General features: G+C 66.5%; 19 protein-coding genes and 1 tRNA gene. 5 read left to right on the top strand and 15 right to left on the bottom strand.

The annotated features are described in order from the left end of the window. Positions 1-188: 188 nt before the first annotated feature. The 6 genes from D4Q52_RS11545 to D4Q52_RS11570 form a co-directional block, all read right to left on the bottom strand. Complete coding sequence (locus tag D4Q52_RS11545) at positions 189-644, bottom strand: low molecular weight phosphatase family protein (protein ID WP_119856705.1); 456 nt, start codon at positions 642-644, stop codon at positions 189-191. A gap of 162 nt (positions 645-806) precedes the next feature. Next, a complete protein-coding gene (locus D4Q52_RS11550) occupies positions 807-1,298 on the bottom strand; it encodes a UPF0262 family protein (protein ID WP_119856706.1) in 492 nt (163 codons plus the stop codon). Further along, a complete protein-coding gene (gene hisD / locus D4Q52_RS11555) occupies positions 1,295-2,590 on the bottom strand; it encodes a histidinol dehydrogenase (RefSeq protein ID WP_119856791.1) in 1,296 nt (431 codons plus the stop codon). The genes D4Q52_RS11550 and hisD overlap by 4 nt, the downstream gene beginning before the upstream one ends. Positions 2,591-2,719: 129 nt before the next feature. Continuing rightward, entirely contained in the window at positions 2,720-3,175 is a 456-nt protein-coding gene (locus D4Q52_RS11560) for a DUF2948 family protein (protein ID WP_119856707.1), read from the bottom strand. Positions 3,176-3,195: 20 nt separating this feature from the next. Then, positions 3,196-4,485 (bottom strand): UDP-N-acetylglucosamine 1-carboxyvinyltransferase, encoded by a 1,290-nt coding sequence (gene murA, locus D4Q52_RS11565; RefSeq protein WP_119856708.1) that lies wholly within the window; start codon positions 4,483-4,485, stop codon positions 3,196-3,198. A 168-nt stretch (positions 4,486-4,653) separates the two neighbouring features. Continuing rightward, positions 4,654-4,947 carry a DUF3551 domain-containing protein gene (locus tag D4Q52_RS11570; protein ID WP_425328475.1) on the bottom strand — a complete coding sequence of 98 codons (294 nt, stop codon included), beginning with the start codon at positions 4,945-4,947 and terminating at the stop codon, positions 4,654-4,656. A gap of 222 nt (positions 4,948-5,169) precedes the next feature. Here D4Q52_RS11570 and D4Q52_RS11575 point away from each other — a divergent pair, with 222 nt between their 5' ends. Continuing rightward, positions 5,170-5,457 carry a hypothetical protein gene (locus D4Q52_RS11575; RefSeq protein ID WP_119856709.1) on the top strand — a complete coding sequence of 96 codons (288 nt, stop codon included), beginning with the start codon at positions 5,170-5,172 and terminating at the stop codon, positions 5,455-5,457. Positions 5,458-5,515: 58 nt separating this feature from the next. Here D4Q52_RS11575 and D4Q52_RS11580 read toward each other — a convergent pair whose 3' ends face one another. Both D4Q52_RS11580 and D4Q52_RS11585 read right to left on the bottom strand, forming a co-directional pair. Further along, a complete protein-coding gene (locus D4Q52_RS11580; RefSeq protein ID WP_119856793.1) occupies positions 5,516-6,019 on the bottom strand; it encodes a hypothetical protein in 504 nt (167 codons plus the stop codon). Between the two features lie 324 nt (positions 6,020-6,343). After that, positions 6,344-8,044 (bottom strand): FAD-dependent oxidoreductase, encoded by a 1,701-nt coding sequence (locus D4Q52_RS11585; RefSeq protein ID WP_119856710.1) that lies wholly within the window; start codon positions 8,042-8,044, stop codon positions 6,344-6,346. Positions 8,045-8,112: 68 nt separating this feature from the next. Here D4Q52_RS11585 and D4Q52_RS11590 point away from each other — a divergent pair, with 68 nt between their 5' ends. Both D4Q52_RS11590 and D4Q52_RS11595 read left to right on the top strand, forming a co-directional pair. Then, positions 8,113-8,805: a nuclear transport factor 2 family protein gene (locus D4Q52_RS11590; protein ID WP_234831151.1), complete on the top strand. Its 693-nt coding sequence runs from the start codon at positions 8,113-8,115 to the stop codon at positions 8,803-8,805. Positions 8,806-9,051: 246 nt separating this feature from the next. Then, positions 9,052-9,126 (top strand) — tRNA-Thr (locus D4Q52_RS11595). A 64-nt stretch (positions 9,127-9,190) separates the two neighbouring features. On the opposite strand, the gene D4Q52_RS11600 is transcribed toward D4Q52_RS11595, so the two are convergent. Beyond that, positions 9,191-10,090 (bottom strand): helix-turn-helix domain-containing protein, encoded by a 900-nt coding sequence (locus D4Q52_RS11600; protein WP_119856794.1) that lies wholly within the window; start codon positions 10,088-10,090, stop codon positions 9,191-9,193. A gap of 177 nt (positions 10,091-10,267) precedes the next feature. Between D4Q52_RS11600 and D4Q52_RS11605 the strand changes: the two genes are divergently transcribed. After that, positions 10,268-11,950 (top strand): sensor histidine kinase, encoded by a 1,683-nt coding sequence (locus D4Q52_RS11605; protein WP_119856712.1) that lies wholly within the window; start codon positions 10,268-10,270, stop codon positions 11,948-11,950. Between the two features lie 135 nt (positions 11,951-12,085). Beyond that, entirely contained in the window at positions 12,086-13,807 is a 1,722-nt protein-coding gene (poxB, locus tag D4Q52_RS11610) for a ubiquinone-dependent pyruvate dehydrogenase (protein WP_119856713.1), read from the top strand. 99 nt (positions 13,808-13,906) lie between these two features. Here the strand turns inward: poxB and D4Q52_RS11615 are convergent, their stop codons facing one another. From D4Q52_RS11615 to D4Q52_RS11640, 6 genes are all read right to left on the bottom strand, one after another. Continuing rightward, the gene (locus D4Q52_RS11615; protein WP_119856714.1) at positions 13,907-15,100 is read right to left on the bottom strand and encodes a CaiB/BaiF CoA transferase family protein; all 1,194 of its coding nucleotides are present in this window, start codon (positions 15,098-15,100) and stop codon (positions 13,907-13,909) included. 104 nt (positions 15,101-15,204) lie between these two features. Continuing rightward, the gene (locus tag D4Q52_RS11620) at positions 15,205-16,410 is read right to left on the bottom strand and encodes an ABC transporter substrate-binding protein (protein ID WP_119856715.1); all 1,206 of its coding nucleotides are present in this window, start codon (positions 16,408-16,410) and stop codon (positions 15,205-15,207) included. Between the two features lie 413 nt (positions 16,411-16,823). Beyond that, complete coding sequence (gene cynS / locus D4Q52_RS11625) at positions 16,824-17,312, bottom strand: cyanase (RefSeq protein ID WP_119856716.1); 489 nt, start codon at positions 17,310-17,312, stop codon at positions 16,824-16,826. A gap of 44 nt (positions 17,313-17,356) precedes the next feature. Beyond that, positions 17,357-18,271: an ABC transporter ATP-binding protein gene (locus D4Q52_RS11630; RefSeq protein ID WP_119856795.1), complete on the bottom strand. Its 915-nt coding sequence runs from the start codon at positions 18,269-18,271 to the stop codon at positions 17,357-17,359. A gap of 5 nt (positions 18,272-18,276) precedes the next feature. Further along, the gene (gene ntrB / locus D4Q52_RS11635; protein ID WP_119856717.1) at positions 18,277-19,116 is read right to left on the bottom strand and encodes a nitrate ABC transporter permease; all 840 of its coding nucleotides are present in this window, start codon (positions 19,114-19,116) and stop codon (positions 18,277-18,279) included. Between the two features lie 3 nt (positions 19,117-19,119). Continuing rightward, entirely contained in the window at positions 19,120-20,508 is a 1,389-nt protein-coding gene (locus tag D4Q52_RS11640; RefSeq protein ID WP_119856718.1) for a CmpA/NrtA family ABC transporter substrate-binding protein, read from the bottom strand. Positions 20,509-20,622 lie beyond the last annotated feature (114 nt).

Here is a 20,622-nt window from a genome sequence, read left to right on the forward strand (position 1 = left end):
CCATGACCCCTGAGCTCTCGAATGAAGCTAGGAAGCTGCTGCACAGCTTCAATGGAGATGCTGCGGAGTATGGATCCCCGCCTTCGCGGGGATGACGTGTTGATACAACATTCTGAAACCGCTCACGCAGCGAGACTGGGCTGCTGCCACGCGCGCTTTAGCCGCGTGCAGCCCAGCGCAAATCCACCCTATTCATTCCCCCCGGAATGCCGCCCGAACCGCTTGTAGATGCGCTGCATCAGGGTGTCGGCGACGTCCTGATAGGCGGCGATGCGCTGGTCGCGGGTGCCTTCGGTGCCGGTGGGATCGTAGGTCGGCCAGTATTCGACGTCGATGGCATGGGTGCGGGTCAGCTCCAGCGCCTTGTGGTGAGCCTCGGGCGACAGCGTGATGATCAGGTCGAAGTTCAGCCCTTCGTAATCCTCGAGCTCTTCGAACGTCGTCGGCTTGTGTTTGGAGATGTCGAGGCCGCGGTCGGCCATGGCGGCGACGGCAAACGGATCGAGCTCCTGGGTCTTCACCCCGACCGATCGGATGTACATCGTGCGCGGCGCGATGCTGCGCAGCAGGCCCTCGGCCATCGGCGAACGCACGCTGTTCATGCCGCAGGCGAACAACACCGCTTGCGGCATACGTCCTGCCATCCGGTCAGGCTCGCATCACGACGTCATTGCGAAGAGGAATGCGACGAAGCCATCCAGCGCCATGCACGGAGCTGGATGGCTTCGCGCAGCCTGTCATCGGGCGGCGCTGTGCGCCGACACGTTGGCTCGCAATGAGGGAAGGGTACGGTCGGCACTTTCGCCTCACCCCTTCCAATGCAGCACCGAAATCAGCGTGAACAGCCGGCGTGCGGTTTCGAAGTCGATGCGGACCTTGCCGGCGAGGCGTTCCTGCAGGGTGCGCGAGCCTTCGTCGTGAATGCCGCGGCGACCCATGTCGATGGCTTCGATCTTGTCGGGCGTCGCGGTGCGGATCGCCTGATAATAACTGTCGCAGATCATGAAGTAGTCCTTCACGATGCGCCTGAACGGCGACAGCGACAGCAGATGGGTGATCACCGGCGTGCCGTCCTCGCGCCTGATATCGAACATCAGCCGGTTGCCGGTGATGCCGATATGCAGCGTGAACGGACCTTCCGTGCCGTTCTCCGGCGCGAACAGATTCTTCTCGACCAGATCGTAGATCGCGATCGCGCGCTCGTGCTCGATGTCCGGACCGGACCGCCCGATCGATTCCTCGTCGAGCGTCACCGCGACGATGCGATTGTTGGAATCGTCTGGTTCGGGACTACTCATCGCCGGTTCAGACGCAGTCCCACCGAGCGCGCATGCGCGTCCAGCCCCTCGGCGTCGCCGAGCGTCATCGCCGCGGGCCCCAGCGCCGCGAGCTGCTCCGGCCCGCATTTCAGGATCGAGGTGCGCTTCATGAAGTCGAGCACGCCGAGCCCGGACGAGAACCGCGCCGAGCGCGCGGTCGGCAGCACGTGGTTGGAGCCGCCGACATAGTCGCCGATCGCTTCCGGCGTATGCGCGCCGAGGAAGATCGCTCCGGCGTTGCGGATCTTCGCCGCGAAGGCTTCGGGGTCGGCGGTGATGATCTCGAGATGCTCGGCGGCGATGGCGTCCGCCAGCGGTGCCGCTTCCTCGAGCGTGCCGACCTTGATGATCGCGCCGAACTCGCTCCACGACGCGCGCGCAATCTTCTCGCGCGGCAGCGTGGTGAGCTGCGCCTCGACGGCGCGCTCGACCTGCGCGGCCAATTCCGCATCGTCGGTGATCAGGATCGACTGCGCGTTGGCGTCGTGCTCAGCCTGCGCCAAGAGATCCGCGGCGATCCAGTCCGGGTTGCCGGTCTGATCGGCCACCACCACGACTTCGGAGGGGCCGGCGATCATGTCGATGCCGACGCGGCCGAACACCAGGCGCTTGGCGGCCGCCACATAGGCGTTGCCGGGGCCGACGATCTTCGACACCGGCGCGATCGTCGCGGTGCCGTAGGCCAGGGCCGCCACCGCCTGCGCGCCGCCGACGCGGTAGATCTCGGTGACGCCGCCGAGCGACGCCGCCGCCAGCACCAGCGGATTGAGCTTGCCGTCCGGCGACGGCACCACCATCACCACGCGTTCGACGCCCGCAACCTTGGCGGGGATGGCGTTCATCAGCACCGAGGATGGATAGGCCGCGGTGCCGCCCGGCACATACAGGCCGACCGCCTCGACGGCACTCCAGCGCCAGCCCAGCTCGACACCGAGCGCGTCGGTGAAGCGGTCGTCCTTCGGCAGTTGCCGGCGATGAAAGAATTCAATGCGGTCGCGCGCGAATTTCAGCGCGTCGATGGTAGCCGGATCGCAGGCCTTCACGGCCGCTTCGACCTCGGCGGCGGTGACGCGCAGACCGTCGGTGGTGAGCGTCAGCCGGTCGAACTTGGCGGTCGCTTCCAGCAGCGCCGCGTCGCCGCGCGCCGCGACGTCGTCGACGATCGCCCGCGTGGCGGCTTCGATGTCCGCCGCAACCTCCCGCTTCATGGCGAGGAAGGTCTTGAACTGCGAGGCGAAATCAGTGCTGGCGCTATCGAGACGAATGGGCATTTGAAAGGCTTCCGAAGGCATCTCGGCCCGAGCGGGCCTGATGCTCAATGGCGCGGCGCCTTACCGCCGTCAACCCTTATGCCGGACGGCTTTGGCTGCGGTAGCCGGACCGGGCGAGCGGCGCTGGCGTCAGCCGAGGCCGCCGAGATCCTCGGGTGCCTGGCGGTCGGCGTCCCCGGTGCCGAGATGGTCGGGGCCGAGATCGGTCAGCGCGCATTCCAGGCACTCGACATCGAGCCGTAGCATGCCGCCGCGTACGAACATCAGCACGACGCTGCCGCCCGGCGGCTCTGCCGGGTAGAATTCGATGCCGATCAGTTCCAGCGCCGTGTCGGGCGCTTCGATATCGATGTTGCGCGACTTGCAGGCGAGCACGCGGTCGAACCGCAGCGCCGCGATCAGCCGGCCCGGCACCGGCTCGCCGGACAGCGTCTGCTCCCAGTCCAGCCGGTGCAGTCCTACCACGAGCCGTTTTTCCGCCTGACGCCAGACGATGTCGCCGGTCTCGACCCGCGCGTCCTGAACATGGGCGGAGATCACCGCGAGGTCGTCGGGGTCGAGTGCGATCAGTTTCAACTCACCCAAGGCAACCCCCTCAGCCGCGCTTACCCGCTGATCCGTTCGATCGTGGCGCCGCAGGCCGACAGCTTTTCTTCGAGCCGCTCGAAGCCACGATCCAGATGATAGATCCGGTTGACCATGGTCTCGCCTTCGGCGGCCAGCGCCGCGATCACCAGCGACACCGAGGCGCGCAGATCGGTCGCCATCACCGGCGCACCGCGCAGCTTGGCGACGCCGTCGATCGTCGCGGTCTCGCCATCCAGCGCGATCTTGGCGCCGAACCGCGCCAGCTCCTGAACGTGCATGAAGCGGTTCTCGAAGATCGTCTCGGTAATATGCGAGGCGCCCTTGGCGCGCGTCATCAGCGCCATCAGCTGCGCCTGCAGATCGGTCGGGAAGCCCGGGAACGGCGCGGTGGTCACCGTCACCGGGCTGATGCCGGCGCCGTTGCGGGCGACCTTGATGCCGTCGTTGTTCGGCGTGATGGAGACGCCGGCTTGGCTGAGCACGTCGAGAGCCGCCTGCAGCAGTTCGGGCCGCGCGCCTGAGAGCTGCACTTCACCCCCGGTCATGGCAACCGCCATCGCGTAGGTGCCGGTCTCGATCCGGTCCGGCAGCACGGTGTGGCGCGCGCCGTGCAGCTTGTCGACGCCCTCGATCAGGATCCGCGGGGTGCCGGCGCCGGTGATCCTGGCGCCCATCTTGTTGAGGCAGTCGGCAACGTCGGTAATCTCCGGCTCGCAGGCGGCATTGGAGATGATCGTGCTGCCCTTGGCGAGCGTCGCGGCCATCAGCGCCACATGGGTGCCGCTGACGGTGACTTTCGGAAACTCGATGGTCGCGCCCTTCAATCCGCCGGGCGCCTTGGCGATGACGTAGCCGCCGTCGATCGAGATCTCGGCGCCGAGCTTCTCCAGCGCCATGATCAGCAGGTCGACCGGCCGGGTGCCGATGGCGCAGCCGCCGGGCAGCGACACCTTGGCCTCGTGCATCCGGGCGAGCAGCGGTGCCACCACCCAGAAGCTGGCGCGCATCTTCGACACCAGCTCGTAGGGCGCGGTGGTGTCGATGATGTTCTTGGCCGAGATGTGCAGGGTCTGGCCCTGGTATTCATGGTCACCGGGCCGCTTGCCGGCCGCCATGATGTCGACGCCGTGATTGCCGAGGATTCGCTGCAGCAGCGCGACGTCGGCGAGCCGCGGAACATTGTCCAGGATCAGGGTCTCATCGGTGAGCAGCGCGGCGATCATCAGCGGCAACGCCGCGTTCTTGGCGCCCGAAATCGGGATGGTGCCGTGCAGCTTGTTGCCGCCGATAATTCGAATGCGATCCATGCCGATTCCCGCTGTTGAGCCGTGATCATATACGGCACAACCGCCGTGCGTGGCAAAAGCGTGGAATTTGCGGCTATTTCATGGGTTTATGGGAACCCAGGCTGGCGAGTGGCCACTGCATCGCGTGATTCGGCGCCGCCCCTCACCGTGCCGGCGGCGCCGCGGGTTTTACCAGCGGGTGTCGCCGTAGGTCCGATAATCGCGGTGGCGCGGTTCACGGAAAGCGGCGCGCGGGTTGAGGATGCAATCGGCCAGACGGCCCGATGCTGACGCGCGACATTGCCGGTAGGACGCGTAGTTGCAGTCGCCCGGATAGCCATACCCCGGCGAGGTCAGGCAATACGGATAGTCTCGTGCCTGGGCGGGCGTGCCGGCAGCCAGGCTCGCCCCGGCAACGGCGGTCACCGCCGCAAAGGCGGCCAACATGCGGCGCGACATCGAATGGCTCAAAACTTGTTTCATGGGTGTCTCCGTCGTGATGCCGAAACAACCGGTTGTGGCAGCCGTCGTTCCTGTCACAAGCACGTAGGCTCTTCCTACGCCGTTTGTGTTCCGATGCAAATGCGTCGCCTCAGGCTCCCGACATCGCGAGGAACGCTACGCCATTGTGGTCGTTTTCCATCCAGTGCAACCGCACGATGCAGACGACGAACTCGCATTTCAATTGATATATAAGGAGGTTCTATGAGCTCCCGAATGACCAAGATCGCCGGCGCCGCCGCTGCCGCTTTGCTCGCCACCACGATCGCCGCTGCGGCGCAGGGCCAAACCGACACCCGCGGTAACGCAATGGGCTCGCAGAATGTCGGCAACGGCAGCATGCAGCGCGGCACCATGGCGCCGGCCCCCGGCACCACGACAGGCGCGGCCGGCAGCATGAACGGCGCCAACCACCCGACGCCGTCGTCCACTCAGGGCGATGTCGGCCCGGGCGGCAACAACAACGGCACCCGCACCGGTCCGGCGCGCTAACGATCAGCCGACGGAGCGACAAAGGCCTCGGCACCGCCGAGGCCTTTTTTTGCGCGAGCTATGCGCGCGCGTAGCTCGGCGCGGGATGATAGCGCCGCAACGCTGCGATGATCATCACCACGAAGAACAGCAGCGTGACGCCTTGCGCGGCCAGGAACGGCGGCTCGTTCTGGTTCGGCGCGAGGTCGCGCAGCACGGTGACCTTCTGAAACAGCTGCACCACCAGCACGAACACGTTGAGATACAGCGACAGCAGCGCGGTCACGACGTAGGCCGGCCGCCACCATCCCGCGAGTCGGCCGACATACAGCGCCACCACTGCGGCGGCGAGCAGCACCAGCGAGATGATGCCGACGATATGCGACGGCAGCAGCTGGAAAAACGGAAACAGGAAGCCGGTCGCGCTGGTCAGAATCGTGGTGACGAGAAACAACGCCGTCCAGCCCGGCAGTGGCTTCGAGCTCAGCAGGCCGATCATGGCAATCAGTCCCGCCGCGATCCCGATCAGGCTGATCACCACATGGATCAGCGTGAAAGTCGTCATATCCAATCCGAGAACCATCGTGCGCTCCTGCATCCGTCAATGGCCATCATATGATGGACATCATGCAGAAGGATCCGGCGCCTGTCACGCCGGAATGATCAGCACCGCGTGCTTATCGCGCAGCCGCCAGCCGCAGCGTACGCGCTCCCTCTCCCGCTTGCGGGAGAGGGCTGGGGTGAGGGCGACGCGGGCACAGTGCCACGTGTGAGGCGACGCGAGCCCAGTGCCTGGGGCCCCCACCCCCGCCCCCCCGCAAGGGGGAGGGGAGACAGCGCCCAATGCTTGCGGCCGAAATCTTCTGGGGCTGTGTTACTTCCGGCAGCAGCCTGTGAGGCAAGTCACTCAGTTCAGCGAATCCGCCAGGTAGCCGTGCAGCGCCGCGACCACCTGGGCGCCCTCGCCGATCGCGCCGCCGACGCGCTTGACCGAGCCGGAGCGCACGTCGCCGACCGCGAAAACGCCTGCAACCGAGGTCTCCAGCAGTGCGGTCGGCCGCTGATTGGTGGCGCCGTCGCCCGGGACGCCGGTGACAACGAAGCCGCCGCGGTCGAGATTGACGCCGCAGCCGTCGAGCCAACCGGTCGCAGGATCGGCCCCGACGAACAGGAACAGATTGCGCACCTCCATTGGCCAGGTTTCGCCCGACAGACGGCTGCGCAGCGTGACGCGTTCGAGGCCGGCGTCCGGCTCGCCGCCGAGTTCGACCACCTCGGTGTTGAAAACCAGCTCGATATTCGGCGTCGATTCAATCCGCTCGATCAGATAGCGCGACATGCTGGCGGCGAGCCCGCCGCCGCGGATCACCATGTGAACGCGCGCCGCATGGGTGGACAGATACACCGCCGCCTGCCCGGCGCTGTTGCCGCCGCCGACCAGGATGACCTCCTGCTCCTTGCACAGCCGCGCCTCGATCGGCGACGCCCAGTAGTACACGCCGCGGCCGTCGAACGCCGCCAGATTGGCAATCTCCGGCCGGCGATAGCGCGCGCCGCTGGCGACCACGATCGCCCGCGCGCGCAGCGCTTCGCTGTCGTCGAGCTCCAGCGCGAAGGTGCCGTCGCCGCGGCTGCAGTCGAGCGCCTTGACCTCGATCGGGATCATCACGTCGGCGCCGAATTTCTGCGCCTGGTTGAAGGCGCGCGCCGTCAGCGCGTGGCCGGAGATGCCGGTCGGAAAGCCCAGATAATTTTCGATCCGCGCGCTGGCGCCGGCCTGGCCGCCGAATGCGCGCTGATCGCACACCGCGACCGACAGCCCCTCTGACGCCGCATACACCGCGGTCGCGAGCCCCGCGGGCCCGGCGCCGACGATAGCGACGTCGTAAACCTTGCCGGGCTCGATCTGGCCGATCATGCCGACCGCGCGGGCCAGCTCGGCCTCGCGCGGATTGCGCAGCACGGTGCCGTCCGGCGTCACCACCAACGGCAGATCTCCAGGCGACGGCGAGTAGCGCGCCACCAGATCGCCGGCGTCGCGATCGGTCGCGGGGTCGAGCAGATGATGCGGCAGGCCGTTGCGGGTGAGGAAGCCCATCAGCCGTACCACGTCCGACGAGTTCGGCGAGCCGATCAGCACCGGGCCGCCGACGCCGCCCTGCAGCAGATTGACCCGGCGCAGGATCAGCGCCCGCATGATCCGCTCGCCGAGGTCGGCCTCGGCGACCATCAGGGCGCGCAGCCGCTCCGGCGGCACCAGCAGGCATTCGACGTCGCCCTCGGCGCAGCCGTCGACCAGAGACACGCGGCCCGACAGCTGGCTGATCTCGCCGAGAAACTGGCCCGGGCCCTGCTCGGCCACCGGCGTGACGCGGCCCAGCCCGTCGCGCTGGGTGACGGCGACATTGCCGGACAGCAGCACGAACATGCCGGGCCCGAGCTTGCCGGTTTCAAACAACAGCTCGTGCTCGGCGTAGCGCCGGATCTCGCCGAACCGCCGGATCCGCGCGATCTCGGCCGGCGTCAGCACCGGGAAGGTCTGGTCGTGCCGATCGCTGCGATTGCCTGCCGCCGCTGCGCTCGTCCGCTCCGTCTCATCAATGCTCATCGGCGCGTTCCTCCGACGTTCGGCGCAGCTCCCTCTGGGAGGTCATCGGCGGCAACGCGCCGGCTGTCTTGAACGTTTGCGCTGTCATCATCCTCGCGAGCCCCGGCCAGGCCAGCCCGGCCGCGCGCCTGCAATTTGCGCCGTTTCAGATTGTCGCGCAGCGCATCGCGCAGCCGCGCCTGCCGGCCGGTCGGATCCTTGAGGGGCGGCTCTCCCGTCACGGCGCGACCCCGCTTACGGCGATGGTCGCGGTTGTCAGAGCTCGCGGCTTGGTCTGCATTGCGGGTCCGGAGTGGGTGGAGAGTCGTATGTCCGACGACACTTATGCGTTGGCGGCTACATCGCAACACAGCATCGCCGCCTGGCTTGGAGCGCTGCCGGCCGGCGATAGCGCCGCCCTGAAGGCACTGCTGGCCGAAGATGTTACCTTCCATTCGCCGGCCGTACAATCGCCCATCCGGGGCCGCGAGGCTACCCTGCTGGTGATGCTCACCGTAGCCGAGGTGCTGCAGAGCATCTGTTATCGGCGGACCTTCGTCTGCGGCCCGTATGAAGCCGCGCTCGAGTTCAACGCCGAGATCGGCCAGTTGCAGCTCAAGGGCATCGACCTGATGCGGTTCGATGCCGACGGCCGGATTTGCGAATTCGAGGTGATGATGCGGCCGCTGCGCGCGCTGTCCGCCGTCGCCGAAGCGGTTGGCAACCGCGTTGCCCCCAAGATGCTCGAACTCAAGCTCAAGGCCGGCCCAGGCGGCGGTTAACAGGCCGAGCGGAAATTGCGCCTCCAAGCGCTCCAGGTCTTGGGGCCTGATCTGTTGGCAGCACCCAGCCCCAGACTGCCCCCGCAGCTCGTTGTCACTCTGACAAGACGTCCACTGCTGAAGTTTCGCGCCGTTCCGGTTTTTTCCCCGGGCAGGGCGCGACCCGCTTGCGCCGGGCCAAGCCCTGTGGCAAGGATCGCCGCGCCGCACGGGAAGCCTTCGAGGCTGATTCCCGCGCTGGCCCATGCTGCCGTAGCTCAGTGGTAGAGCACTCCCTTGGTAAGGGAGAGGTCGTGAGTTCGATCCTCCCCGGCAGCACCATTTCAGCTAGCATCTCCAGCGACTTAAGGCATAGCAGCGGGACGCCGCCGCGCGGCCCGCGCCGTCAACTCGTGGCCGCTCGGCGGAATTCGCCCGGGGAGACGCCGACCTGGCGGCGGAAGGCGCGGGTGAAGGTGGCTTGCGACGAGAACCGGCAGACGAAGGCGATCTCCGCCAGGCTGGTGTCGGTGGCTTTCAGCAGGCTGACCGCGTGGTCGAGCCGGCGCGCGCTGATGAAGCGATGCGGCGGCGCGCCGGTGGCTTCGCGGAACGCGCGGGCGAAGTGATGCTTGCTCAGGCAGGCGACGTCGGACAATTTCGCCAGCGTCAGATCGGTCTCGAGATGGTCGTGGATGTAGTCGAGCACGCGCCGCAGCCGCGCTTGATCGAGGCGGGCGCCGGCGGTCTGCTGATCGAGGCCCGGCCTGCTGTCGGTCGAATAGCTGCTGATCAGATGCGCCACCAGCGTCTGGGTCAGGCATTCGATCAACAGCTTGCCGCCGCTGGTCTCCTCGCTCAGCTCGCGATGGATGCGTAGACAGAGCTGGCGGACCAGTTCGTCGTCGACGTTGGCCAGATAGGCGAGGTTGGCGGGCGACGGCGTTCGTGAGCTGAGCTCGGCGAAGCCTTCGAACTGCGTCCGGTCGAGAAACACGTGCAGGATGCTGGCCAGCGGCGAAGTGATCCGGATCGACTCTTCGCGCACGCCGATCGGGCAGAACCACAGCGTCCCGGTCCACACCGCCGTATCCTGAAACTGCCCGGCGGCGCGGCGCTCGACCCGTCCGGGCGATGTCGCCATCGCCAAGGTGATTTCCATCTGATCGGGGATGGGCGCGGGGACGTCGCAGGCCGGATGATTGCGCAGCTGGGCCGCCGCCCCGGTCCAGTCCCGGCCGCTGGAGGTCAGCAGCAGCTCGGCGGTGGGAAATTTGCGATCCCCGAAGACCTGCAAGGCCGTCATGTCGATGCTCCGGCGTCCGCTGCCGCGCTGCAGCGAAAAGCTGTGCGACAATGTAGCCTAGGCGGTATCTAGATCAAGGATGTCAATTTCGGTGAACACAATGCGTGTTTCGGCAAAGACCGCGCCCTGCCCGGCGGCCTAGGCTCAGCGTACCCCTGGCACCCTGAGGCAATCACCGTGGCCACTCAGCAGAGCCAATCCGATCGCAGTCAGGCAGCGCCGCCGCTGGCGGCCCTGCGTCGCCACCGAGACCCGCAGGCGGGCGCCGAGGCGATGCGGCGGATCGGCTGGTGTGAGGATCTGCTCGCCGCGGCCCGAAACGCTGCATCCAGCTCCGCGATTACCCGTCCGACGGGCGACTGCAGCGCCTCGATCGTGCAGCCGCTGATGTCGGGACGACAGCTTCCCGATCTGCGCGCCGCATTGGCGGCACGACCAGCCGCCGAAACTGCAGGGTCGCCCGGCGACATCGAGCGGATTGCGGCGGCCCAATTGGCCCTGATCGATACGCTGCTGTCCGGCACCGACCAGACGGCCGCGATGCTGACGGATCCGGGCGCATCGGCGGCGACGCATTTTTGGCTGCATTACTACGCGGGCATGGCGGCGTTCCTGTTCGATCAGGACGGCGACGCCGCCGACCATCTGGAAACCGCGCGCCGGCTCGACCGCGACGGCAAGTTCGCCGAACTTGCGGCGTCCGATCTGGACCGGGCGAATTTCTGCTACTTTCTGGTGCTGGCTTATTCCCGCTCGACCGCGCGCGGATCGCTGCCGCCGCGCGGCGCGGCCCACATCCGGTCGGCGCGGGATCGGTTCGAGGCTTCGGCCAAGCTCGATCCCGTAAATTTCCGCAGCAAGCACCTGCTGCTCGAGGCCGAAGCGGCCCGGCTGCTCGGAGATACGCTGCGCGCGCAGAGCCTGTACGAACGCGCCGCCGGGGCCGCCGCGCAGGCCGGCATGCCGCACGAGAGCGCGCTCGCCCACGAGCTCGCCGGCGACGCCTACCTGGAAGCCGGTTTGCCGACGCCGGCGCTCGGTTGCTTCCAGGCCGCGGTGCTGAGCTATCGGGCGTGGGGCGCGGCCGGCAAGGCGGCCATGCTGGAGCGCCGCGTGTCGTCGCAGATCGCCGGCGCCGCCGACGCGGCGACGATCTCGTCCGAGGCGCCTCCGGCATCGAATGCCGGCAACTTCGCCGCCGCGATCGTGCACGAGATCAATCAGCCGCTGGCCGGGATCATCACCCATGCCGACGCCAGCCTGCGCTGGCTCGAACGAGACCAGCCGGATGTCGCCGAGGCGCGGGCCGGTCTGCTCAACATCCGCGAGGCGGCGCGGCGGGCCGCCGCGATTATCCGCTCGCTGCGCGCTCTGGTGAAGCACAAGCGCGCGACGCTGCTCCCGGTCGCGCTCGACGAGGTCGTGCAGGACACGCTACGGCTGGTCGCGGACGATCTCTGCAGCCATCGGATTCAGGTCGTCACGCACCTTTGCACGAACGCCACGGTCCGCGCCGACCGCGTGCAGCTGCAGCAGGTGGTGCTCAATCTGATCACCAACGCCATCCACGCCATGGCCGGCACCGACGTAGCCAGGCGCCAGCTGGTGATTCAAAGCGCACTCGCTGGGGACGGCTGGGTGCGGCTCTGCGTCGAGGATCGCGGCTGCGGCATCCCCGACGCCGTGCAGGCCCGCATCTTCGAGCCGTTCTTCACCACCAAACAAGCCGGCATGGGCGTCGGGCTGGCGATCTGCCGTTCGATCGCCGAAGCGCATGGCGGATCGATCGAGGTCTGGTCCACGCTCGGCAAGGGTACGACGTTCGAGATGCGTCTTCCGCTTGCATACCCGGCCGATTAGCCGAACAGTGGAGCAACCCTGCGCTGGCGCCTGACGATTCCGTCGCCACGTAACATCTTGGTATAACTCGCGACGCCTTGCCGCATCGCACATCTTGCCGCCCCGAGCGGATGAAGACTTACCAAGGAACGCTGCATGGCCCGCAAGGTCGCCGACCTGATCACTGATATCCTGCACGCGACCGGCGTGCGCCGCATCTACGGCGTCGTCGGCGACAGCCTCAACGGGCTGACCGACTCGCTGCGGCATCAGCCGATCGATTGGGTGCATGTCCGCCATGAGGAAGTCGCGGCCTTCGCGGCCGGCGCCGAGGCGGCACTGACCGGTGAGCTCGCGGTCTGCGCCGGCTCGTGCGGTCCCGGCAATCTGCATCTGATCAACGGCCTGTATGACTGCCACCGCACCCGCGTGCCGGTGCTGGCGATCGCCGCGCAGATTCCCTCGGCAGAGATCGGCCGCAATTACTTCCAGGAGACCAAGCCGGAAGAGCTTTTCCGCGGCTGCAGTGATTTCTGTGAGCTGGTGTCGCATCCCTCGCAACTCCCCGGCGTGCTCGAAGCCGCGATCCGCAGCGCGATCGGCCGGCGCAGCGTCTCGGTGATCGTGATCCCGGGCGACGTCGCGCTGCAGGATTTCGAGGCGCCGTTCTCGGCGCCCGCCGCACTGGCGATCCGAGCGCCCGTCACGACTCCAGCTGCGGCGGATATCGAAGCGCTCGCCGCGCTGCTCAATGCCGGCAAGCGCGTCACGCTGTTCTGCGGGCGCGGATGCCAGGGCGCGCATGCCGAACTGCTGCAGCTCGCCGGCGCGCTCAAGGCGCCGATCGTCCATGCGCTCGGCGGCAAGGAGCACGTCGAATACGACAATCCGTTCGATGTCGGCCTCACCGGCATGCTCGGCTTCTCGTCCGGCTACCGGGCGATGAAGGAATGCGACACGCTGCTGATGCTCGGTACCGACTTTCCGTATCGGCAGTTCTATCCGACCGAGGCTAAGATCGCGCAGGTCGATCTGCGGGCGCAGAATCTCGGCCACCGCACCAAGCTCGATCTGGCGATCGTCGGCGACGTCCGCGCCACCATCGCGGCACTGCTGCCGCGGCTCGAGAAGAAGAGCGACGACGCCTTCCTGACCAAGAGCCTCGCCAACTACAAATCGGCCCGCGAGGGGCTCGACGATCTCGCCACCGGCACGCCCGGCAAACCGATCCATCCGCAATATCTCACCAAGCTGCTCAGCGAACACGCGGCCGACGATGCGGTATTCAGCTTCGACGTCGGCACCCCGACGGTGTGGGCGGCGCGCTATCTCAAGGTCAACGGCAAGCGCCGCCTGCTCGGCTCGCTGTCGCACGGCTCGATGGCCAACGCGCTGCCGCAGGCGATCGGCGCGCAATCCGCGTTCCCAGAGCGGCAGGTGATCAGCCTGTCGGGCGACGGCGGCTTCGCCATGCTGATGGGCGACTTCCTCACCCTCAATCAGCAGAAGCTGCCGGTGAAGGTGGTGGTCTACAACAACGGCTCGCTCGGCTTCGTGGCGCTGGAGATGAAGGGCGCCGGCTTCCTCGAAACCGGCACCGACCTCGTCAATCCCGACTTCGCCGCGATGGCGCGCGGCGCCGGCGTGCACGCCATCCGCGTCGAGGATCCCGGCGAGCTGGAAGCCGCGATCCGCGACGTGCTGGCCCATCCTGGCCCGGCGCTGCTCGACGTCGTCGTCGCTAGCCAGGAACTGGCGCTGCCGCCGACAATCGAGCGATCGCAGGTCAAAGGCTTCGGCCTGTGGGCGCTGCAGGCAGTCATGAGCGGCCGCGGCGACGAACTGATCGACCTGGCGAAGACCAACTGGCTGCGGTGATCATCGCGCCCGGCCGCCCGCGTCGCCCTCACCCCAGCCCTCTCCCGCAAGCGGGAGAGGGAGCGCGCTGTGCTGGCCCGGCGGGCTAGGGATGAACTCTCACATCTGTGCGACTGCCCCGGTTGCGACGAGCGTCTCGACCTCCGCATCGCTGAAGCCCGCCTCCATTAACACGTCGCGCGAGTGCTCGCCGAGTCTCGGCGGCACGCGGTGCAGGTTGGGCGGGGCTTCGGAGAATTTGGTGGCGGGGCGGGCTTGGCGGATTTTGCCTTCGGTCGGGTGATCGATGTCGACGAAGAAATCGACCGCCTTGAGGTGCTCCTGCTCGGTGATTTCGTCGATGCGGGCGAAGGCGGTGTGCGGGACGTCGAGACGGAGCAGCAACTCCTGCCACTGCGCCGTGGTGCGGCTCGCCGCGATCTCGTTCATCGCCGCGTAGATGCGGTCGATATTCTCGGCACGCGCTACCGGATCGCGTACTTGCAATTCGTCGGTGAGCTCGGGCCGGCCGACCGCCTCGAAGAACGCGCACCAATTGTCGCCGGAGTACGGCAGCATGGTGATCCAGCCGTCCTTGGTGCGCACCGGCTTGCGCTCCTTCATCCGCTTGTAGCCCGACGGGCCGATCGGCGGATCGAACGCGTAGCCGCCCAGCATCTCGATGCTGTTGAAGCCAGCGACCGTCTCCAGCATCGGCACTTCGACCAGCTGGCCCTTGCCGCTGCGCTCGCGGGCGAACAAAGCCGCCGACACCGCGCCGGCCAGCGCCTGGCCGCAGATCTTGTCGCCGACCAGGCTCGGCACGAATTGCGGCTCTTCATCCGAGCCGATCGACGAAGCGAGGCCGGAGGCCGCCTGGATGATCTCGTCGAAGGCCGGCCGCTTGGCCCACGGCCCTTCCTGGCCGAAGCCGGTGGCGGCAGCGTAGATCAGCTTGGGATTGAGCGCGCGGCAGTCGTCGTAGCCGAAGCCGAGCCGCGCCATCGCGGCGGGGCGCACATTGGTCAGTAGCACGTCGGCGGTCGGGATCAGCCGCTGCAGCGTCGCCTTGCCGTCCGGATGCTTGAGGTCGAGCGCCAGGCTGCGCTTGTTGCGGTTCACCGCCATGAACTGCCCGCTCATGCCGCGATTGCGGAACGCGCCGGTGTAGCGCCACATGTCACCGGCCAGCGACTCCACCTTGATCACGTCGGCGCCCCAGTCGCCCAGGATCGCCGCCGCATAGGGGCCGAACAACACGCTGGTGAGGTCGAGAATACGGATGCCGGCAAGCGGCCCGGTCGGTTCGGTCATGGACTCACGATGAGGTTGCAGGACAATCATCGGCGGCGCGTGCGCGACACCAGTCGGCGGGGCAGCAGCGAGCACGCGCCCGCTGCTCTTCGCGCACCGTGCGACTACTCGTTCAGCACGTCGCCGAACAGCTCCCACGAGGTGCCGTTGAAGCGCGCCATTTGCAGTTGCCGGATCGGCGTGCGCTGATCGGCCGACATTTCCAGCTTGATACCGGGCAGCAGCAGCGGCAGCTCGATGGCGTTCAGGGACTCAGCCTGCTTGATCAGATTGGCGCGGGTGAGATCGTCGCCGGCGCGCTGCAGCACCAGTTCCATCATCTGTGCCATGGTGTAGCCGGTGGCGTTGAAGATGTCGGCCGGATCGGCGCCGGCATTGTAGGTCTTCATCCAGTCGCGCCATTGCTGCACGCCGGGGTCGTTGGCCCAGCGCGGATCGCCGGGGTCCTTGAGGAAAGCGCCGGTGACGATGCCGACCGCATTGTCGAGGCCGGCCGGCTTCAGCACCGAGCCGACCGAATTCGACACCGCGGGCAGGATGATCTGCGGCTTCCAGCCGAGCTCGGCCGCCTTCTTGATCGCCTGCGCGGCGAATTTCGGCGTGCATTCGTTGAACAACACGTCGGCGCCGGCGGCCTTGAACTTGACGATCTGCGAGTCGATCGTCGGGTCCGTGCTCTCGTACACCGCCTCCGACACGATCTGATCGACGTGCTCGCCGAGCCCTTCCTTGAAGCCCGCAAGATAATCGCGGCCGGCATCCTCGTTGGGCGTGATCACCGCGATCTTGGCGTCCGGCTTGGTGGCGAGGATCCACTTCGCGTAGATCTTGCCTTCGGTCTTGTAGGTCGGCTGCGAGCCGGTGGTCCACGGAAAATGCTTGGGATCGTTCCAGCGGCTGGCGCCGCTCGACGGGAACAGTTGCGGGATCTTCTTGATGTTGAGATATTTCTGCACCGCGATGTTCGGCGCGGTGCCGAGGATCGAGAACATCGCCAGCACCTCGTCGCTCTCGGCGAGCCGGCGCACCTGCTCGACCGTCTTGGACGGCGAATAGGCGTCATCGAGGCTGAGCAGCTCGACCTTGCGGCCATTGATGCCGCCTTTGTCGTTGAGCATCTTGAAGTAAGCGGCCTCGGCGCGGCCGATCGCCGAATAGGCCGAGGCCGGCCCGGAATACGGCATGGTCTGGCCGAGCTTGATGGTGCTGTCGGTGGCGCCGGGGTCGTAGCTGCCGGCGGCCTGCGCCGCGCCGCTGCCGGCCGCAAGCAACACGGCGACGCCGGCGAGCATCCGCTGCAAATAGGTCATGTCTCCTCCTGGTCCGCTCGGCACCGTCTGCGCGATGCTTGCGGTTCACTCCCTCGCAGCCGTGCGGCTGCGATCAGCGCGGCCCAGCCTATTCGGCCGAGACGCACGCTTGATTATCGGCGAGCCGGGCGGCTCACGCGCTACGCCAACCATACATGCTGGCCCGCCGATGAGACGTGCGCTCAGCCGCGCATCCGCATGTGATTTTTGCAGGGTTGGAGTTGGGCTGGGCACGAGGGACCGAGCAGCGCGCACGGCACTCGCGGAAGGAAGATTGCCCCTCGACGCGTCATGGCCGGGCTTGTCCCGGCCATCCACGCCTTGCTGCGCATCAAGGCCTCAAAGGCGTGGATGCCCGGGACAAGCCCGGGCATGACGGAGTCAGCAATTTGTAGAGGGACGCAGCGCCCCGCTCACTCCTCCTTGAAGCCGTACTCCTGGTTATTACCAGTCGCGCCGTAGTATTTGAACGGCAGGAACTTGCCCGACATCGTGATCTTGACGCGGTCGCCCTTCGGGTTCGGCAGGCGGTCCATCACCATGTCGAAGTCGATCGCCGACATGATGCCGTCGCCGAACTCTTCCTCGATCAGCGCCTTCCAGGCCGGGCCGTTGATCATCACCAGTTCGTAGAAGCGATAGATCAAGGGATCGGTCGGCGGCATCGTGACGTTTTCGCCGCGCATCGGGACCTCGTTGAGCATGGCGATCTCAACTTTGGAGAGGCCGAACAATTCGCCGGCGGCGGCGGCCTGCGGCTTGGTCAGCTTCATGTTGCCGAGGATCGCGCCGACCACCAGCACCTCGGAATGGCCGCCGATCTTTTCGCAGATGTGTTTCCAGCTCCAACCGTTCTCGCGCTTGAGGTCGAGCCGCTTTTCGGTGAGTTGCGCACGCTTCATGGTCGGGTCTCCTTGGCAGAAAGCGATGGTCGAGGGGGATGGATTCAGCGGACGCGGAGCTGCGCCGCGCCCGGAACGGCGACGCCGCTTGGCTGCGGCACCAGCGCCGGCTCGGCGAGACCGGGCCGCACCAGCGGCACGTTGCGCGGATCGTGCTGCGGGTTCTCGGCCGCGAAGGTCTTGCTGCGTGTCACCAGGAAATCGATGATGTGGTTGCGCAGCGCGTAGTAATAAGGGTGGCGGTGCAGATCGATGCGGGCGCGATCCTTCGGCAACGGGTTCTCGACGATCTCGGCCACCACGGCGCCGGGGCCGTTGGTCATGAGATAGATTTTATCGGCGAGGTACATCGCCTCGTCGACGTCGTGGGTGATCATGAAGGTGGTCTGCCCGGTCTCCAGACAGATCCGGCGGACCTCATCCTGCAGCGAGCCTCGGGTCAGCGCATCGAGCGCCGAGAACGGCTCGTCCATCAGCATGATTTTCGGCGTGATACTCAGCGCGCGTGCGATGCCGACGCGCTGTTTCATGCCGCCCGACAGCTCCGACGGCCGCTTGTGCTCGGAGCCGGTCAGACCGACGAGATCGATGAACTGCTGGGCGTGGGCGCGGACCTTGGCCTTGTCCCACTTGCGCCATTTCGAACTCACCGCGTAAGCGACGTTGCCCATCACGGTGCGCCACGGCAGCAGCGCGTGGCTCTGGAAGATCACCGCGCGGTCGAGGCTGGTGCCCTCGATCGCCTGTCCGTCGACAATCACCGCCCCCTCGCTCGGCTGATCAAGGCCCGCGAGAATGTTGAGCACAGTCGTCTTGCCGCAGCCCGAGTGACCGATCACGCAACCGAACTCACCGCGCGGCAACGACAGCCACAAATCCTCGAAGACCGTCGTCTGCCCCCCGCCCGCAGCCGGATAGCGCTTGGCAATGCCCTCGATCGAAATGAATTTGTCGATCATCGCGCTCACTCCGGAAACGTCACGAGCCGAGTGAACCGCGCCAGGATCTGGTCGAGCACCATCCCGACCACCCCGATCGACAGGATCGCGATAATCACATTCACGATCGATAACTTGTTCCACTCGTTCCATACGAAGTAACCGATGCCGGTGCCGCCGACGAGCATCTCGGCTGCGACGATGACGAGCCACGCGATGCCGATCGAAATACGCATGCCGGTGAGGATCGTTGGCGCTGCGGCCGGCAGGATCACCGTGAAGGCGCGGCGCACGGTGCCAACTTCGAGCGTGCGGGCGACGTTGACCCATTCCTTGCGCACCGAGGCGACGCCGAACACGGTGTTGAGCAGCATCGGCCAGATCGAACAGATGAAAATCACGAAGATCGCCGACAGCCCGGAGTCCTTGATGGTGTAGAGCGCCAGCGGCATCCAGGCGAGCGGCGAGATCGGCTTCAGCACCTGGATGAACGGATCGAGCGCCTTGCTCATCAGCGGCGACATGCCGATCAGGAAGCCGAGCGGGATCGCCACCACGACGGCCAGCAAGTAACCAGCCATCACCCGCGCGATCGAATAGCCGAGCTGAATGCCGAGCCCCTTGTCATTGGGACCGTTGTCGTAAAACGGTTGGCGCAGGTGCTCCCACAGCTTGGCCCCGACATCGAGCGGGCCAGGCATCGCCGATTTGCCCTGCGTGGCGGTGAGTCCCATCAGCTTGGCGTATTCGGGATTCATCGCCGCCGTGGAGCCGGTGCTGCGCGTCGCCAGATGCCAGGCGCCGATAAAGCTGAGAAACAGCAAGATCGACACCAGCGCGGCGCGCAGCGTGAGAGACTTGGCCATTGCTCAGGACGCCTTCTTGATCTTGACGCTGGCCAAGTAATCGTCCGGCTTCTCCGGATCGAAGCTCTTGCCCATCACGGTGAACGACTTGTACGCCGTGGCCGGCGGCGTGAGCCCCATCTCCTTCATCACCTTGGCGGTGTCGGTGGCGAGATAGACCTGCTCGGCGACCGCCTTGTAGTCGACGTCACCCTTGATCTGACCCCAGCGCTTCATCTGTGTCATGATCCACACCGCGAACGACTGCCACGGGAACGGATCGAAATCGACCCGCTTCGGATCATTCTTGATCTCGCCGAGGCCGTCCGCATAGATGCCGGTCAGCACCTGCTCGACCACCGTGACCGGCGCGTTGAGATAGTTGGCCGGCGCGATCGCCTCGGCGATCGATTTGCGATTCTCGGCCTTCGACGCATAGGCGGTGGCATCGACGATGGCGCGGGTCAGCGCCGCGAACGAATTCGGCGCCGTGGTGATGAACTCGCGGCTCGCAGCGAAGCTGCAGCACGGATGCCCGTCCCAGATTTCCTTGGACAGGATGTGCATGAAGCCGACGCCGTCATAGATGGCGCGCTGGCAGATGTTGTCGGGCGCCAGGAAGCCGTCGATATTGTCGGCGCGCAGATTGGCGACCATCTCGGGCGGCGGCACCGAGCGGATCTGGACGTCCTGATCCGGATCGAGGCCGTGCTCGGCCAAGTAATAGCGCAGCAGATAATTGTGCATTGAATAGTCGAACGGCACCGCGAGTTTCATGCCCTTCCACAGCTTCGGATCGCGCTTGTCCTTGTGCTTGGTGGCGAGCGTGATGCCCTGACCGTTGATGTTCTCGATCGCCGGCACGGTGAACGGCACGGCGCTGGCGCCGAGCCCGAGCGTGATCGCGATCGGCATCGGCGCCAGCATGTGAGCGGCGTCGTATTCCTTGTTCATCGTCTTGTCGCGCACGACCGCCCAGCCGGCGGTCTTCACGACTTCGACGTTGAGGCCGTGCTTGGCGTAGAAGCCCATCGGCGCGCCCATGATGATCGGCGTCGCGCAGGTGATCGGGATGAAGCCGACCTTGAGGTCCTTCTTCTCCAGCGGGCCGCCCTGCGCAAACAGGTCGGTCGCGGTCGCCAGCGGGAAGAACTGCGAAATCGCCGCCAGCGCGGTGCCCGCCCCGACCGCCTTCAGGAAGGCGCGGCGCGAGGCGTCCTGCGGAAACATCGCGCGCATCACCGCGGAAGCGACGACGCCTTCGAACCGCTTGTCCTCGCTCTCCAACATCGGCTGCTGCGCCAGCGCCGCCGCGTCGGCGGCATGGTCGGCCTCGGTCGCATGTTTGCCGCAGCTACAGCCGCCGGCGCTGAGGCGGCGATTGGGATCGAACGGATTGTCGAATGTGGACATGGATCCTCCTGCGGTGATGCGGCGGGAAATCGGCGCGCGCACTCGCCGATCATTCCGCTTCGCAAACGCAAGGAGTGTGCCAGCGCTCAAACCCAGGCTTTTGCGAACCTAGGC

It is taken from the genome of Rhodopseudomonas palustris (genome assembly GCF_003591005.1).
Lineage (GTDB): Bacteria > Pseudomonadota > Alphaproteobacteria > Rhizobiales > Xanthobacteraceae > Rhodopseudomonas > Rhodopseudomonas palustris_K.